The sequence below is a fragment of the Enterococcus sp. LJL98 genome, assembly GCF_054871745.1.
The window spans coordinates 1-16,517 of record NZ_JBTXLU010000017.1 but is presented as its reverse complement, the minus strand read 5'-3'; the positions used below and the strand labels follow the sequence as shown (position 1 = coordinate 16,517).

Genomic DNA, 16,517 nt, shown 5'->3' with positions numbered 1-16,517 from the left:
ACAAAGTTTTTCTGAATAAAAGCTTTCGTTTTTCCTGATAATAGCGGTCAAAAAAAGACCATGACATACAGTCACAGCCTAAAAAAAAGAAAGAGTGCTCACGATTCGGTCCATTCAAAGCCATCAAAACTTTCACCGTCATAATACTTCAATAAGTCTTCGTAGTTTAGTAAGGAAGAGGTCATTTCTGCTGCTTCTTCTTCCTTTTGTTGTTGCGTTTGCGCATATGCTTGGTATTGTTCTAACAATTGCCGATAGAGTTGTTGTTTCGTCTGCGCTTCACCGGTGATAAAAGGCAGTTCTCTTAGGTAACCGCGATAGATTGGACCCATTTCCCCAAATTCTATCGGCAGTTCAACGACTCGTAAATGCAAGGCATCAAATTGTGGATTCATTTTGTTCCTACCCTTCAATTTCGATTATTCGTTCAACAAAATCTTCATAAAACTCCTGTTCGTGGGAAACAACAATCACCGTTCCCGCATAACTGGCTAAACTCTTTTGTAAACTTTCTTTCGCTTGTTGGTCGATGTGATTCGTTGGTTCATCCAAAATCAAAAAATTGCCTGGTGTTAAGGTCATTTGCGCGAGTTTCACTTTTGTTTGTTCGCCACCACTGAGGTTTTTTAGTGGTTCTTGCGCGAGTTGATTGACTAGCCCAGCTAGTGATAACTGGCGTCGAAGTTCTTTATTGCTCGCCTTCGGAAACTGATCGCTCAAATATTGCAATGGCGTTTGTAGAGGCGATTGCCAAACCAGCTCTTGCGAGAAATAATTTATTTTCGTATTGGCTGGAAAATGAAATTCTCCTGCCAAGGCTGGAATTTCTTGAATGAGTGTTTTTAATAGCGTGGATTTCCCAATGCCATTAAAGCCACGAATGGCTACTTTTTCACCATAACGAATCGTTAAGTTTAGCGGTTTTAACAATGGTTGCTCGTAACCGACGACTAATTGATCTACCGTTAGGGCCAAGGTCGATACAATCCCGTGATAAGGGAATTGGTAGTTAGGTTTTAAGGCATCGCTTGGTGGCGTTAACCGCTCGAGTTTATCAAGTTGTTTTTCACGACTTTTGGCCATCGTCGAACGCGAGCCCGCCTTATATTTACGAATATACGCTTCCGTTTTCTCAATGTGTTTCTTTTGATTCTCATACTGTTTTAGGTAGGTTTCGCGGTTGGCTTCTTTTTGCTTTAAAGCTTTTTGTAAATTGCCCGTGTATTTGGTTAGCTGGCCAAATTCAATGTCCGCAATATGCGTCGTAATTTCGTTTAAAAATTCTCGATCATGCGAAACGACCAAAAAAGTGCCGTTGAACGTCTGTAAAAAGGTTGTTAACCAGGCAACGTGCGTATCATCCAAGTGATTGGTTGGCTCATCCAGCACAAGTACATCCGGCTTTTCAAGCAACAGTTTCGCTAAAATTACTTTCGAACGCTGACCGCCACTTAATTCTTTGAGTAAGGTATTTAAACCTAACACTTGAATGCCCAAACCTGTCGCCATTTCTTGAATCAAGGTGTCCATTTGATAAAAATCCCCTTGATCAAGTTGCGTTTGCAAACGCCCAGCTTTTTCGAGTAATTGGTCGTCAAGCGTCTCTCCGTAAGCCGCATAGTAGGTTGCAATTTGTTGTTCGATGGCAAATTCTGCTTGAAAAGCGGTTTTTAAAAAGGCGTCGATCGTTAGTTGTTCATCGACTCGAACATACTGATCTAAATACCCTAAATGGCTACTTTTGGGGATTTCGACACGCCCTTCATCGGGTAATAATTCTCCTGTAATGATTTTAATAAGCGTCGATTTCCCTGCACCGTTTTGACCAATTAACCCGACATGTTCTCCTTTATTTACTTGTAAATTCAGTTCTTCGTATAAGAGTTTATCTGCAAATTGATGTGTAATATTGATTAGATTTAACATGTGTTTCCTTCCTTCTACTTAAAAAATGGCAAGCATTCAAGTAAAAAGCGATAGACAATAAGGTCTATCGCTGAGTTTCTTTCAACTTTTGTAGTTTAGCATATTTTTTCAGAAAAGGCGATGAAAATCCTTTTAATCTCCCCAGATTTCGGCTGCCGTTTCGACCACCACAGCCATTTTAGCCCATTGATCTTCTTCTGAAACCTTGTTTCCTTCATGAGTTGAGGAAAAACCACATTGCGGACTAAGACATAACTGATTGAGGGGGACGTATTGACTGGCTTCTTCGATTCGTTGTTTGAGCATTGCCTTTGTTTCCAAAGTAGGTGTTTTAGTCGTTACGAGGCCTAAAACTAGCCGTTGATTTTGCAAATGAACCATGGATTCAAAACTGCCGGAACGCTCATCATCAAACTCTAGGAAAAATCCATCAAAAGGTAGGGCTAATAAGCGTTGGGCGATGGCGTCGTAGGAACCACTGTACAACCAATGCGACTGGAAATTTCCCTTACATAGATGGAAGGTGATCGTCAAATCTTTTGGTTTGACTCGTAAAACTTCTTCCGTGATGCTCGCAAATCTTTCAATGAGTGCATCCGGATCGACTCCTTGCTCTTTAAGTCGTCCGCGAAAACGAGCATCAAAGAGCGCTCCCCAGCTGGTATCATCGATTTGTAGGTAGCGGCAGCCCGCAGCGTAAAAGGCCTGAATGGCGACCTGATAGACTTCAATCAGATCTGAAATGAGGGTGTCCATTGAAGCATAGGCTGGCTTTTCATGATATTGCTTCGATAGAATCACCGCATCTAACAAAATCATATTTGGTCCAGGTATCGTTTGTTTGGCGACTGTTTCACCGGCGACGGCTTGCGTAAATTGGAAATGGCTTAAGAAGGGATGCGTTTGTGGAAAGCGAAGCGCCCCACTCACAAAACTTCCTTGCGCCTGTGTTTCAATCCCAAAGGCAGTTGTGACAAAATCATACACTGTCATGCCTTCAATCCCAGCAATGAAGTCTAAATGCCACCAACGACGACGAAACTCCCCATCCGTCACCACTTGGAGTCCGACTGCTTTTTGTTTAGCGATTAATTCACGAATCGCCTGGTCTTCTACGGCCGTTAACTCCGCCTGAGTAATTGCTTGTAACTGGTATTGCTCCCGTGCTCTTTTTAGTTTTTCTGGACGTAAAAAACTACCTACGTGATCTGCTCGAAATGGTTGGCGACTTGTTTCCATGTGTTTTTTCTTCCCTTCATTGATACTTTTTCACTTCTTAGGATACATTTTCCTGTTTTTTTCAACTTGATATGAATTGTGATTGACTATAGCAAAGTAAGGCCTCTTTCGTCAATCTTTTTTTTATGAAATAACAAAATGCCGCGGAAAAAGAAATAAAAACAATTTCTTTCTTGCCCTTTTCTTGCTATGATAAGGGAAGGATTTTAGTTTTTATCATAATGAATGAGCGAGGGATAAGAGATGGCATTAGCAGTTTTTGACATTGGTGGTTCTGCAGTAAAATACGGAAGATGGGAAAACCAAGCATTAAGCCTGACGGGTCAGTTTAAAACACCCGCAACTTTTGAAGAAATGACCACTGAAATGAAAGCGGTCATCGCAAGTTTCGGCACAGGGATTGAAGGGGTTGCAATCAGTTCCCCTGGCGCAGTCAATGTTGACGCACGTCGAATTGATGGAATTAGTGCAGTGGAATATTTGCATGGACGCCCGATTTTTGATGAATTTGAAAAAGCACTAGGTTATAAAATAACGATTGAAAATGATGCAAACTGCGCAGGAATCTGTGAAATGGGACTGGGTGCAGGAAAAGACATCCAACATGCAGTCTTTGTCGTGATTGGAACGGGGGTTGGTGGCGCCATCTTTATCAACGGCCAACTTTACAAAGGCGCGCATCTTTACGGTGGCGAGTTTGGTCTTCTCTTAAATGACAACGGTCGCACACTAAGTTCAAATGGGACGGCCGTTAATACAGCTGGGCGTTTTTCAAAAGAAATCGGACGTGAAATTACTGGAAAAGAACTCTTTGAATTAAAAGATGCAGGGGATCCTGCTGCAACGGCTGCACTTGATGAAATGTATCGTCATTTATCGGAATCCCTTTACAACGTCCAAACGTCCATTGATCCAGAAATGATTATTATCGGCGGCGGCATCTCGGTACGTCCGGATGTGACGGAAGAAATTCGGACTCGGCTCTTGCAACTACTAGAAGCCAATCTCGTAGCAGGAGCAATGCCAATCGTCAAAGCTTGTGAGTTTCACAATGATGCCAATTTAATTGGAGCTGCCTTAAATTTCGAAAATTTGATGGGCTAAAAAACAAACAAGTACTGACACAAGTAGCGAACAAAGAATAACCGCATGATTGCCCACTGGCGGGCAATCATGCGGTTATTTGTACATTCATTCTACAGGTTCAAGCCTTCGCTCTCATGCCTGTGGCCGATTAATAGGTCAGCTCAAGGCCATCATAACTTGTTACGATGCCATGGGCTTCACTTAATTGCTTCATCGCCTCGTAATTCAATCCACCATTATGTGAGAAGTGGCTTGCTACATAAATTGTTTTTTCATGGACTAAGTGCAATTCCTGCATTTTTTCAATTAAAGTGACGTTTTGTTTTAAAGACATATGCACCGAGCCACTATTTTCTAGGCCTTGACCAGTACAATCGAGTGATACCAAGTCAAAACACAGACCTTTTTCTGCTAAAAATTGAAGGTCTCTCGTATGAGGCATTCCTGAATCATGCGTATAAAAAAGTGTCTTGCCCTCTTTCTGGCTCTTGATGGCATAAATTAAACAGTCTTCTTCAAAATTGCCATGTTGCCCCGGAATCGGATATACCAGATAATCACCAATTTCGACTGGTTGATACGGGCGAATCGTATGGTACACTAAGCGACTTTCATCAAAACGTCCTTCTAATTTAAACGCACGGTCATAAAATTGCTTCACAAAAGCGCTCCCGTAAACATGCAAGACTTGATCCAATGCTTGTCCGTAGCCACTCATGCGTAAGGCTAAGTCTTCCGCATAAAAATGGTCACTATGCCAGTGGGTAATTAATAAGTGTTCAATCTCATTAAAATCGATTTGATGTTGCCATTGATGCAAGTAGCTATCACCTGGAAAATCAATCAATAAGGCGCCGTCATCAATGACTGTTTGTAATTGCGTGCGAAGCTCTTTGCCTTGGTGTTTGCGAGCATACTGACAGACCTGACACTTACAAAAAATTGCTGGCACCCGTTCTGCCGCACCTGTTCCTAAATATTTAATTTTCAAAAAAGAGTCCCTCCTCTAGCTGCTTCTTACTCTTAATCATACTACAGTTCTTCACAAAAGAAAGAGCTTTCCCTTAAGTCTCTAGCTATTTTTTTAAAAAAACAAAACAAAAAGGGGCGGTGACTCTTGGCGTCACTGTCCCCTTTTTGTTCAACGTCTTCCGAAGCCGGTTGCGATTTTCACTTCATTGAAACAAGCCCGTCCTAAACAAGGATGGTTGGTTTTCAAACAGAAAATGAACACACGCGACGATTCGGCAATCGTCTTTCTTATTGCTCGGTTTTTAAGGCTGCGGCGGCATCTTCTGCTGCCATTTGCGCTTCAATATCCGAGATACTGTAAACATTTTTACTTGCAACTGTCACTTCTTTCGGTTCCATGTTGCGGTAACGAGGCATTCCCGTACCTGCTGGAATAATCTTACCGATAATGACGTTTTCTTTCAATCCTAATAAGTGGTCTTTCTTCCCGCGAATCGCCGCATCGGTTAAGACACGAGTTGTTTCTTGGAAAGAAGCCGCAGATAGGAAACTATTTGTTTCAAGTGAGGCTTTGGTAATTCCTAATAGGACTGGACGAGACGTCGCTGGTGTACGACCTGAGATAATCGCTTCGTAGTTTCGATCTTTAAAGTCTGCAATATCCATTAATGTCCCTGGTAAAATATCGGTATCACCTGGATCCATCACGCGAACTTTACGTAACATTTGACGAACCATTACTTCAATATGCTTGTCCCCGATTTCTACCCCTTGCATCCGGTAAACACGTTGCACTTCACGTAATAAGTAGTTTTCAACGGTCAATACATCACAGACTTGGAGTAAGTTTTTCGGTTCAATTGATCCCTCAGTTAACGGTGCTCCACGGTGAATGAGGTCGCCTTCTGCCACTTTCATTCGTGCAGTAAATGGTACTTGATAGGTTCTAGTATCTGTTTCACCTTTAATTGTTACTTCTTTGACACGAGTTGCGGCGTCTTCAGAAATATCAATCACTTCACCGGTTACTTCAGAAATTACCGCTTGCCCTTTTGGATTACGGGCTTCAAAAATTTCTTGGATACGCGGTAAACCTTGCGTAATATCGTCTCCGGCTACCCCACCGGTATGGAAGGTACGCATGGTTAACTGTGTACCTGGCTCACCAATCGATTGCGCGGCAATGGTTCCCACTGCTTCGCCGACTTCGACTTCGTTACCAGTTGCCAAATTGCGGCCGTAACAGTGTTTACATACACCATGTTTGGTATTACATGTAAAGACCGAACGAATCGTTACTTTTTCAATCCCTGCATCAATGATTTGACGTGCTAAATCTTCCGTAATTAATTGGTCGATATCAACAATCACTTCACCAGTTTCTGGATGGTAGACCCGTTTCCGAGCATAACGACCAATTAAACGTTCTTCAAGGGACTCAATGATTTCATTTCCTTCACGAATCGCATACACTTCTAATCCACGGTCGGTACCACAATCGTCTTCACGGATGATCACATCTTGTGCTACGTCAACTAAACGACGTGTTAAGTAACCTGAGTCCGCAGTTTTCAGCGCCGTATCGGTCATTCCTTTACGAGCACCATGGGTTGAGATAAACATCTCTAAGACGGTTAACCCTTCACGGAAGTTCGATACAATCGGTAATTCCATGATTTTTCCACTTGGAGCGGCCATTAAGCCACGCATCCCAGCCAGCTGGGTGAAGTTGGAGATATTCCCACGGGCACCGGAGTCTGACATCATGAAGATTGGGTTTTTCGAATCTAATGTTTCCATTAATTTCAACTGGATTTCATCTTTTGTACTATTCCAAATAGCGATTACTCGTTCATAACGCTCATCATCAGTGATTAAACCACGGCGGAATTGTTTCGTAATGTTATCCACTTGTTTATGTGCTACTTCAATTAAATCATGTTTTTCTTTTAGAACCATGATATCCGCAATCCCTACGGTAATTCCGGCACTGGTTGAGTGTTTGTAACCAAGGTCTTTCATTCGGTCAAGCATGCGTGAAGTTTCCGTTACCTTATAACGTTTGAAGACTTCAGCGATGACATTTCCTAAGTTTTTCTTCTTGAAGGGTCCTACAAGAGCTTGTTCTTTAATGAAAGCAGGAATGTCTGATCCTCTTGGTACAAAGTATTTATCTGGTGTTTTCACTGTTAAGTTCGTATCTGTTGGTTCATTTAAATACGGGAACTCTGAAGGCATGATTGAGTTAAAAATAATCTTGCCAACCGTTGTCACCATTAATTGTTCTTTTTGTTCAGGGGTGAATGGTTTTTCACCTAGTTGATTTGGATCAACGGCAACACGTGAATGCAAGTGGACATAGCCATTACGCCATGCTGTTACTGCTTCGTCCATGTCGCGGAAAATCATGCCTTCCCCTTCACGTCCATCTTCTTCCATCGTTAAGTAATAGTTTCCTAAAACCATATCCTGAGATGGGGTAACAACGGGTTTTCCATCTTTCGGATTTAAGATGTTTTGAGCCGCTAACATAAGCATTCTTGCTTCTGCTTGTGCTTCTTCATTCAATGGTACGTGAACCGCCATTTGGTCTCCATCAAAGTCCGCGTTATATGCCTCACACACTAGTGGGTGTAGACGAATCGCACGGCCTTCAACTAATACTGGTTCAAAGGCTTGGATACCCAGTCTGTGCAAGGTCGGTGCTCGGTTAAGGAGTACTGGATGCTCACGAATCACATCTTCTAATACATCCCAAACGTCATCTTCTTGACGTTCAATTTTACGTTTTGCATTTTTAATGTTTGATGCAATTTCACGTTTGACTAATTGATGCATGACAAATGGTTTAAAGAGTTCTAAAGCCATTTCTTTTGGTAAGCCACATTGGTACATTTTCAATGATGGACCAACGACGATTACCGAACGACCAGAATAGTCTACACGTTTTCCAAGTAAGTTTTGACGGAAACGACCTTGTTTTCCTTTCAACATATGTGAAAGAGATTTTAATGGACGATTTCCTGGACCTGTTACTGGACGACCGCGACGACCGTTATCAATCAAGGCATCTACAGCTTCTTGTAACATCCGTTTTTCGTTTTGTACGATAATGTTTGGTGCATTTAAGTCTAATAAGCGTTTCAGACGGTTATTACGGTTAATCACACGACGGTATAAATCGTTCAAGTCCGAAGCGGCAAAGCGGCCACCTTCTAATTGTACCATCGGACGTAAATCTGGTGGAATAACTGGGATGACATCCATGACCATCCAGCTTGGTTCATTTCCAGAAGCACGGAATGCTTCCATAATGTCTAAGCGGCGAATCGCCCGTGTCCGTTTTTGACCAGAAGCTGTTTTTAGCTCTTCTTTTAACTCAATGACTTCTTTTTCTAAGTCTACGTTATCAAGGAGTTGTTTAATGGCTTCTGCACCCATTGCAGCGCTAAACTCTTGACCGTATTGTTCCCGTTTCTCACGGTACTCACGTTCAGTTAATAATTGTTTCTTTTCTAAGCTTGTATTCCCAGGTTCAATCACAACATAAGAAGCAAAGTAGATAATTTCTTCTAAGGCACGTGGACTCATATCTAAAACAAGCCCCATCCGAGATGGAATGCCTTTAAAGTACCAAATGTGTGAAACGGGTGCAGCTAATTCAATATGCCCCATTCGCTCACGACGAACTTTTGAACGTGTGACTTCAACGCCACAACGGTCACAAACAATCCCTTTATAACGGATTCGTTTGTACTTTCCACAAGCACATTCCCAATCTTTACTTGGTCCGAAAATACGCTCGTCAAATAACCCTTCTCGTTCAGGTTTTAGCGTCCGATAGTTAATCGTCTCAGGTTTCTTTACTTCCCCGTAAGACCAGCTTCTGATTTTTTCGGGAGAAGCTAAACCTATTTGCATGCTTTCGAATCTATTTACATCGATCAAAAGGGTTTCCCTCCATTTCATTTCATGGCTACTACATCTAAGCGAATCACCAACGTCTTGGTGCTAAAAGAAAGGGCGCCCCTTTCTTTTAGTCAATGACGTGTTTTTCTTTATTCTGTTTCTTTTTGTGCTTCCGCTTCTTGTTGCGCTTTTTCTTGCGCTTCACGGACTTGTTTTTGTTGTTCCGCAAATTTCGTCAAGGCGTCCACCGTAATTAAATCATCGTCTTCATCATCCATGTCACGAAGTTCAATCTCTTGATCGTCAATGTCTAAGACACGCATATCTAACCCTAGGGATTGTAATTCTTTTACCAATACGCGGAAGGATTCCGGTACGCCTGGTTTTGGAATTGGTTCACCTTTAACGATGGCTTCGTAAGTTTTCACACGGCCAACGACGTCATCTGATTTGTAGGTCAAGATTTCTTGGAGTGTATAAGCCGCACCGTAAGCCTCGAGCGCCCAAACTTCCATCTCTCCGAAACGTTGTCCACCAAATTGCGCTTTTCCTCCTAGAGGTTGCTGCGTTACTAATGAGTACGGTCCAATAGAACGTGCATGCAATTTATCATCGACCATGTGGGCCAATTTAATCATATACATGACACCTACCGAAATACGGCTATCAAATGGTTCACCGGTACGACCGTCATAAAGCACCGTCTTCGCATCGCTAGCAAGTCCTGCTTCACGAACCGTTGCCCAAACATCTTCATCGTTCGCACCATCAAAGACAGGTGTTGCGATATGGATGCCTAATGCACGAGCTGCCATTCCTAGGTGTAACTCTAATACTTGTCCAATATTCATCCGTGAAGGTACCCCTAATGGGTTTAACATAATATCAACAGGAGTGCCATCTGGTAAGAACGGCATGTCTTCTTCCGGCATAATCAAAGAGACTACCCCTTTGTTTCCGTGACGTCCCGCCATCTTGTCCCCTTCATTAATTTTACGTTTCTGTACGATATACACACGAACGAGCATGTTCACGCCTGGTTTTAATTCATCGCCTGCTTCACGCGTAAAGATTTTGACGTCATGAATAATTCCGCCTCCACCATGAGGAACACGTAATGAAGTATCGCGAACTTCACGCGCTTTTTCACCGAAAATTGCGTGTAAGAGACGTTCTTCTGCGGATAATTCTGTGACTCCTTTTGGTGTCACTTTACCGACTAATAAATCGCCATCTTTGACTTCTGCACCAATCCGGATAATTCCCATTTCATCAAGATTTTTCAAAGCATCTTCGCCGACGTTTGGAATCTCACGGGTAATTTCTTCTGGGCCAAGTTTTGTATCACGAGCTTCTGATTCATATTCTTCAATATGGACAGAAGTATAAACATCATCTTTTACAAGGCGACGACTCATGATAATCGCATCCTCATAGTTATATCCTTCCCAAGTCATGAATGCGACTAGCGTATTTTGACCTAAAGCCATCTCGCCACATTCCATTGACGGTCCATCAGCTAAGATGTCGCCTTTTTCAGCAACTTCGCCAACTGAAACGAGCGGGCGTTGGTTATAACTTGTTCCAGAGTTTGAACGACGGAATTTCGTAATTGGATAATGATCCAATGTGCCATTGTCACGACGAATCCGGATTTCTGATGCATCAACATATTCAATAATCCCATTTGCACGACAAATTAAGGCTGCTCCTGAGTCATGAGCGGATTTGTATTCCATTCCTGTTCCAATCCATGGTGCTTTTGGATCAATTAATGGAACGGCTTGACGCTGCATGTTCGCACCCATTAAGGCACGGTTGGAGTCATCATTTTCTAAGAAAGGAATACATGCGGTTGCGACAGCAACTACTTGTTTTGGCGAAACGTCCATGTAGTCGACTTTATCAATCGACACTTCTAAGTTTTCACTTGTTAAACGTGCCATCACGACTTCTTCTGCAAACGTGCCGTCTTCATTTAACAGACTATTTGCTTGGGCAACCACATAATGGTCTTCCGTGTCAGCAGTTAGGTAATCGATTTGATCCGTCACACGACCCGTTGCACGATCGACACGACGGTATGGCGTTTCAATGAAGCCATAACGGTTGACTTTCGCATAAGATGCTAGACTGTTAATTAACCCGATATTTGGTCCCTCAGGTGTTTCAATCGGACACATTCGACCATAGTGAGAGTAGTGAACGTCTCGAACTTCATATCCGGCACGATCTCGTGTTAAACCACCAGGTCCTAAGGCCGATAGACGACGTTTGTGCGTCAACTCCCCTAACGGATTGGTTTGGTCCATGAACTGAGACAATTGAGAAGAACCAAAGAATTCTTTGATACTTGCTACGACCGGTCGAATATTAATTAATTGTTGAGGTGTCAGTGTTTCGGTGTCTTGAATCGACATTCTTTCACGTACGACACGTTCCATTCGGGATAAACCGATACGGAATTGATTTTGTAATAATTCACCAACTGAACGGATTCGACGGTTTCCTAGGTGATCAATATCATCCACGTTTCCGATTCCTTCCATTAAGTTGAAGAAGTAGTTCATTGAAGCGATAATATCCGCTGGGCGCACCGTACGAATTTCATCGGTTGGGTAGCCATTACCAATGACATTGATTTCACGTTCAGGGTCTCTTGGTGAGAAGACTTTAATCACTTGAACCGTCATTGGATCTGTAACAACCGCATCTTCACTTGGATAGTAGGTGACGGAGTTTAAGCCGTTGTCGATTGCTTGGCTCAAGGTATCCATCACTTGGTGGGTTAAAACGGTCCCTTTTTCGGCTAAGATTTCACCTGTTTCAGGGTCCACTAATGTTTCTGCTAAGGTCAAGTTTAAAAGACGTGTTTTTAAGTCTAGTTTTTTGTTAACTTTGTAACGACCAACCGCTGCAAGGTCATAACGACGCGGGTCAAAGAAACGAGCCGTTAATAAGTTACGCGAGCTGTCCGCTGTTTTTGGTTCTCCTGGACGAAGGCGTTCATAAATATCTTTCAATCCTTCTTCCGTACGAGAATCACTTGCATTTTTATGTAAATCTTTTTCGATGGTATTCCGTAGGGATTCACTATCGCCCAAGATTTCAAAAATCTCATCATCGGAGCCAAAACCTAAGGCACGAATTAAGACTGTTAATGGAATTTTACGCGTACGGTCAATACGAACATAAGAAATATCTTTGGCATCCATTTCCATTTCTAACCATGCGCCACGGTTTGGAATAACGGTTGAAGCAAAGCCTTCTTTCCCATTCTTATCTGTTTTCCCATGGAAATAAACTCCTGGCGAACGAACTAACTGTGAAACAATTACGCGTTCGGCTCCGTTAATAATAAAGGTTCCTTCGTCCGTCATTAACGGGAAATCACCGAAGAAAACTTCTTGTGACTTTAATTCGCCCGTTTCACGGTTCATCAAACGTAAAACCACATGCAACGGTGCAGAGTAGTTCGCATCATGTGCGCGTGCTTCTTCTACTGTATACTTCGGTGTCTTTAACTCATAATCGACAAATTCCAACGATAGGTTGCCATTAAAATCATCAATCGGCAAAATGTCTTCAAACATCTCTCTTAAACCTTCATCTAAAAACCATTGATAAGAGTCTGTTTGAATCTCAATTAAGTTTGGTAATTCCAATACTTCACTGATTCTTGCGAAACTTCTACGTTCGCGGTGCTTTCCGTACTTTACTACGTGTCCAGCCAAGCTCTTCACCCCTCTAAAAAAATCTTTCAAAATTTTCTATCCGAATTATTACTTTTCAATTACAAATATTAAATATTTGTAACAACGAACATTTTTAGCGGCTTTTAAGCAAAAAAAAACCAAAAATAGCAAACCTTCAGGTGAAGTGACTACTTTTGTTCCTTATTTCCTTGCCGAAACGGACAATATTTCGTTTCTGCTCGTTTTTTTAGATAGTTTTTGCAACTCCTTATTATACATATAAATAAACGGTTCGTCAACTGTTTTTTTCGATTCTCTGCTTGTTTCTCTGATTGAAATCTTCTATACTAGGGAAAACAAGGGAATATTTTCATTAGAAAGGACGATTTCTTTGAAACACACAAAAGAAAAAGTGCTCGCATTACTCAAACAATCGACAACCATCTTATCTGGCGAAGCGTTAGCAAAAGAATTAGGGGTGTCACGAACTGCCATTTGGAAGGCCATTCGGGAACTCGATCGTCTAGGGTATCAAATTGAACATTTGGCAAACGGGTATCGTTTCCTTTCTTCCAATGTCTTGGAAGCAGAAGAGATTGCCTTTGAGCAATTGCCAGAAAGTCACATCCACATTCACAAGACGGTTGATTCCACTATGAACATCGCCAAGTTGGCCTCCATGCAAGCAAAGGCGACACCCATCCCAGCACTTTTCTTGGCAGAGGAACAAAGCCAAACGCGCGGGCGTTTTGGTCGGGCTTATTTTGCGCCAAAAGGGCAAATTTATATGACCTTATTGCTTCGCCCTTACCAGACCTTCGAGGAACTTCCCCAATACACCCTGCTGGCAGCCGTTGCCGTTGCCGCAGCCATTGACGAGTTAACCGGAAAGACGACTCGCATCAAGTGGGTCAATGATCTTTACTTGGGAGACAAGAAAGTTTGCGGGATTTTGTCGGAAGCGATGAGTGACTTTGAAACCGGACAAATCTCCTATGTCGCGATTGGCATCGGTCTTAACTTTGCCATTCCAACCGCTGATTTCCCAAAAGAATTACAAGCAAAAGCGACTTCCTTATTTCCCGATGAGGAGCCGACAACTACTCGAAACGAATTGATTCAAAGAATTTGGAAAAATTTCTTCGAGTTACTTGAAGGGTTGCCAGACACTGCTTATCTCGAGTATTACCGCCGAAAGTCATTTGTTCTTGGAAAAACAGTGACCTTTACACAACAGGGGCAAGAGTACACCGGTCGGGCCGTTCGCATCTCAGATAAAGGGGAATTAATTGTTGAGACGCCGCAAGGACTGAAACCACTCTCCTCAGGCGAAATCAGCCTCAGTCAAATTCAAAAATAAAAGCACGTTTCCTTCCGATTTTTTCGGAGAAGAAACGTGCTTTTGCTTTAAAATTGTTGCCAAATCAACGTTAAGATTAATCCTAGCAAGTAACTGGTATTAAAAAGAATTAAATTCTTAATGCCATAGCCAAAACTTCGTGGGTGAGGCAAGCTGACTTTATGCGCTTGTAAATTGCGATAAATCTTCGGTAACGTCGCAAAGACAATGAAAATTGGCCATTGGAATACGCCAAAGAGCCAGCCGATGAAAATCGCTAGATAAGAAGCATACATGAGCATTTGAAAAAGAAGAATGCCCACTTCACGACCGATATAATACACTAAGGTATAGCGATGATTTTTAATATCGGCTTCTAAATCACGCAAGTTATTGGCTAACATTAAATCTGCAATCGTAAAAATTAGCGGCAGTGAAGCCAAAATTAACGCCACGGTTGCCCATAAATCCCCAGTTAAAGCAAACGTACTTAATTTAAAATCAATCGCCAAATAAAAAACGGGATTTGTAGGGGTATTGATATAAACCGTGATGGCAAAAATGCCCAGCCCCATGGTCACGCCGCTAAAAATCTCTCCTAATGGCATCCGGGATAAAGGAATGGGACCAAACGTATAAAAAATACCAATAAAACAAACGATGCCACCCATTACAAGCAACAACCAACCCGTTTTAACGCTTAAAAGAAGCCCAATCAAAAGGGTAAAAGCAATCATACCTAGAATCATTTGCCCAATCTTTTTTTCAGAAAGCCCCTCGCGGCCGATGATATTGGTTTCTTTTTTGTACGTTTCTGATTTGGCTTTTTGATAATCCATTAAATTGTTAATTGCCGTTGTCGTCATATCAAAGACCAACATGCCTAGAAAAAAGAGTCCGGTATTCAGCAAGTTCCATTCTTTAAAATAAGTGAGTGAAAAAAAGAGACCGATTAAAAATGGATAGACACTCGCAATCTTCGTTTTGATTTCAACTAATTCTAAAAACACTTTAAGATTCATTTTTCTACTCCAAGCTCCCTTATTCTGCCATTGTGTATTCGGAATCAGGGCTCAACTCAAACGTGTCTTTCAGGCCAGAAGTGACAAAGACTTCACCGGCAAGACTAATAAAGATTGCGTCTGTTCCTTCAGGCGTTTTTTCTTCCACAAACTTCAACCCCTCTTCGATCCCTTTGGCGAAGACTAAGGTTGTTAAAGCATCTCCATCAATCGAATGATCGGTGATAATCGAAACACTCGCCACATCATTATCGACAGGGTAACCGGTCCGCATATCAAAAATATGATGATACTTCACACCATCCAGCTCGAGGTAACGTTCATAAATCCCAGAAGTGACCACGGTTTTGTCTGATTCTTCAATCGAGCCAATGATGCTTCCTCGGGCATCATTTGGATCTTGGATGCCAATTTTCCAATCCTGGTCGGCCCCTCGGAAACTATGCCCGATGACTAATACGTTGCCTCCCAAGTCAACGATCCCAGAAGTCACACCTTCTTTTCTTAGCACTTCTGCCGTTTCATCTGCAATATACCCTTTTGCAATGGCACCTAAGTCCATAATCATTCCTTTTTCTTCTAGGTAAACCGTTTCTTGCTCGTCATCTAATTGAACTTTCTGATAGTCGAGCGTTTTTAATGCTTCCTCAATTTCTGCTTGGCTTGGTTTTCGTGCATCGTCAAAACCAATGCGCCACAACTGCGTAATGCCCCCAATAACGAGATTAAAAGCTCCTTCCGACTCGACACTATACTCTTTCGCTTTTTTGATTAAGGCATAGACATCCGGAGAAACCTTGACTGGTTGAATCCCCGCATTTTGATTAATCGCATCAATCTCTGAGCCGGGATCATTAATCGTAATTTTGTCATCGAGTTCGGCAATTCTCGCAAACGCCGGTTCCAACGCCTCTTTCTTTCCTTCATCATAAATCCGAATGCGCGTATAGGTTCCAAGTAAAAATTGCTCTTGGCTATAAGGATCTTTGCGTAAGCCATTAGTCGTTTCAAGCGTCTCTTGCGCATTTTTTGCGCCACAAGCCGTTAAGGTGGCGGTCAAGGCCAGCGCTAGAAAAATTTTGTTGATTCTTTTTTTCATGTAAACACCTTCTATCTTTCAATCAATTGGTCTTATCATAACTTTTTTCAAAAGGATTGCAAAGTTCTTTTCTTTAAAAAAAGCAAGGGACGAGACTCTAGACTGATATGCTCCCCTCATAGTAGACACTAGAAAAAATAAAAATTCTAGTCTACTATGAGAGGAGTTTTTTGTATGTCTAAAAGAAGTAAGCACACCGCTATTGAAAAGTATCATTGTATTTTACCTGT

Annotated in this window: 10 protein-coding genes; 2 read left to right on the top strand and 8 right to left on the bottom strand. The window is 42.1% G+C overall.

Annotated features, from left to right (window positions below):
* Window positions 1-98: 98 nt before the first annotated feature.
* From ACYSNO_RS11965 to ACYSNO_RS11955, 3 genes are all read right to left on the bottom strand, one after another.
* Entirely contained in the window at window positions 99-395 is a 297-nt protein-coding gene (locus tag ACYSNO_RS11965; protein ID WP_461731315.1) for a hypothetical protein, read from the bottom strand.
* Between the two features lie 7 nt (window positions 396-402).
* Window positions 403-1,926, bottom strand: coding sequence for an ABC-F family ATP-binding cassette domain-containing protein (locus tag ACYSNO_RS11960; protein ID WP_461731314.1), 1,524 nt, complete (start codon window positions 1,924-1,926; stop codon window positions 403-405).
* Window positions 1,927-2,058: 132 nt separating this feature from the next.
* Window positions 2,059-3,165 carry a 5-methyltetrahydropteroyltriglutamate--homocysteine S-methyltransferase gene (locus ACYSNO_RS11955; protein ID WP_461731313.1) on the bottom strand — a complete coding sequence of 369 codons (1,107 nt, stop codon included), beginning with the start codon at window positions 3,163-3,165 and terminating at the stop codon, window positions 2,059-2,061.
* Between the two features lie 243 nt (window positions 3,166-3,408).
* Here ACYSNO_RS11955 and ACYSNO_RS11950 point away from each other — a divergent pair, with 243 nt between their 5' ends.
* The gene (locus tag ACYSNO_RS11950; RefSeq protein WP_461731312.1) at window positions 3,409-4,269 is read left to right on the top strand and encodes an ROK family protein; all 861 of its coding nucleotides are present in this window, start codon (window positions 3,409-3,411) and stop codon (window positions 4,267-4,269) included.
* A gap of 130 nt (window positions 4,270-4,399) precedes the next feature.
* Here ACYSNO_RS11950 and ACYSNO_RS11945 read toward each other — a convergent pair whose 3' ends face one another.
* The 3 genes from ACYSNO_RS11945 to rpoB form a co-directional block, all read right to left on the bottom strand.
* Entirely contained in the window at window positions 4,400-5,242 is an 843-nt protein-coding gene (locus ACYSNO_RS11945) for an MBL fold metallo-hydrolase (RefSeq protein WP_461731311.1), read from the bottom strand.
* A 269-nt stretch (window positions 5,243-5,511) separates the two neighbouring features.
* Window positions 5,512-9,171 (bottom strand): DNA-directed RNA polymerase subunit beta', encoded by a 3,660-nt coding sequence (rpoC, locus tag ACYSNO_RS11940; RefSeq protein ID WP_461731310.1) that lies wholly within the window; start codon window positions 9,169-9,171, stop codon window positions 5,512-5,514.
* 110 nt (window positions 9,172-9,281) lie between these two features.
* The gene (gene rpoB, locus ACYSNO_RS11935) at window positions 9,282-12,866 is read right to left on the bottom strand and encodes a DNA-directed RNA polymerase subunit beta (protein ID WP_461731309.1); all 3,585 of its coding nucleotides are present in this window, start codon (window positions 12,864-12,866) and stop codon (window positions 9,282-9,284) included.
* Between the two features lie 352 nt (window positions 12,867-13,218).
* Between rpoB and ACYSNO_RS11930 the strand changes: the two genes are divergently transcribed.
* Window positions 13,219-14,187 carry a biotin--[acetyl-CoA-carboxylase] ligase gene (locus ACYSNO_RS11930; protein WP_461731308.1) on the top strand — a complete coding sequence of 323 codons (969 nt, stop codon included), beginning with the start codon at window positions 13,219-13,221 and terminating at the stop codon, window positions 14,185-14,187.
* Between the two features lie 47 nt (window positions 14,188-14,234).
* Here ACYSNO_RS11930 and menA read toward each other — a convergent pair whose 3' ends face one another.
* Together menA and ACYSNO_RS11920 are read right to left on the bottom strand one after the other, a co-directional pair.
* Window positions 14,235-15,188 carry a 1,4-dihydroxy-2-naphthoate polyprenyltransferase gene (menA, locus tag ACYSNO_RS11925; RefSeq protein ID WP_461731307.1) on the bottom strand — a complete coding sequence of 318 codons (954 nt, stop codon included), beginning with the start codon at window positions 15,186-15,188 and terminating at the stop codon, window positions 14,235-14,237.
* Window positions 15,189-15,207: 19 nt separating this feature from the next.
* Entirely contained in the window at window positions 15,208-16,287 is a 1,080-nt protein-coding gene (locus tag ACYSNO_RS11920) for an FAD:protein FMN transferase (RefSeq protein ID WP_461731306.1), read from the bottom strand.
* Between the last annotated feature and the right edge of the window lie 230 nt (window positions 16,288-16,517).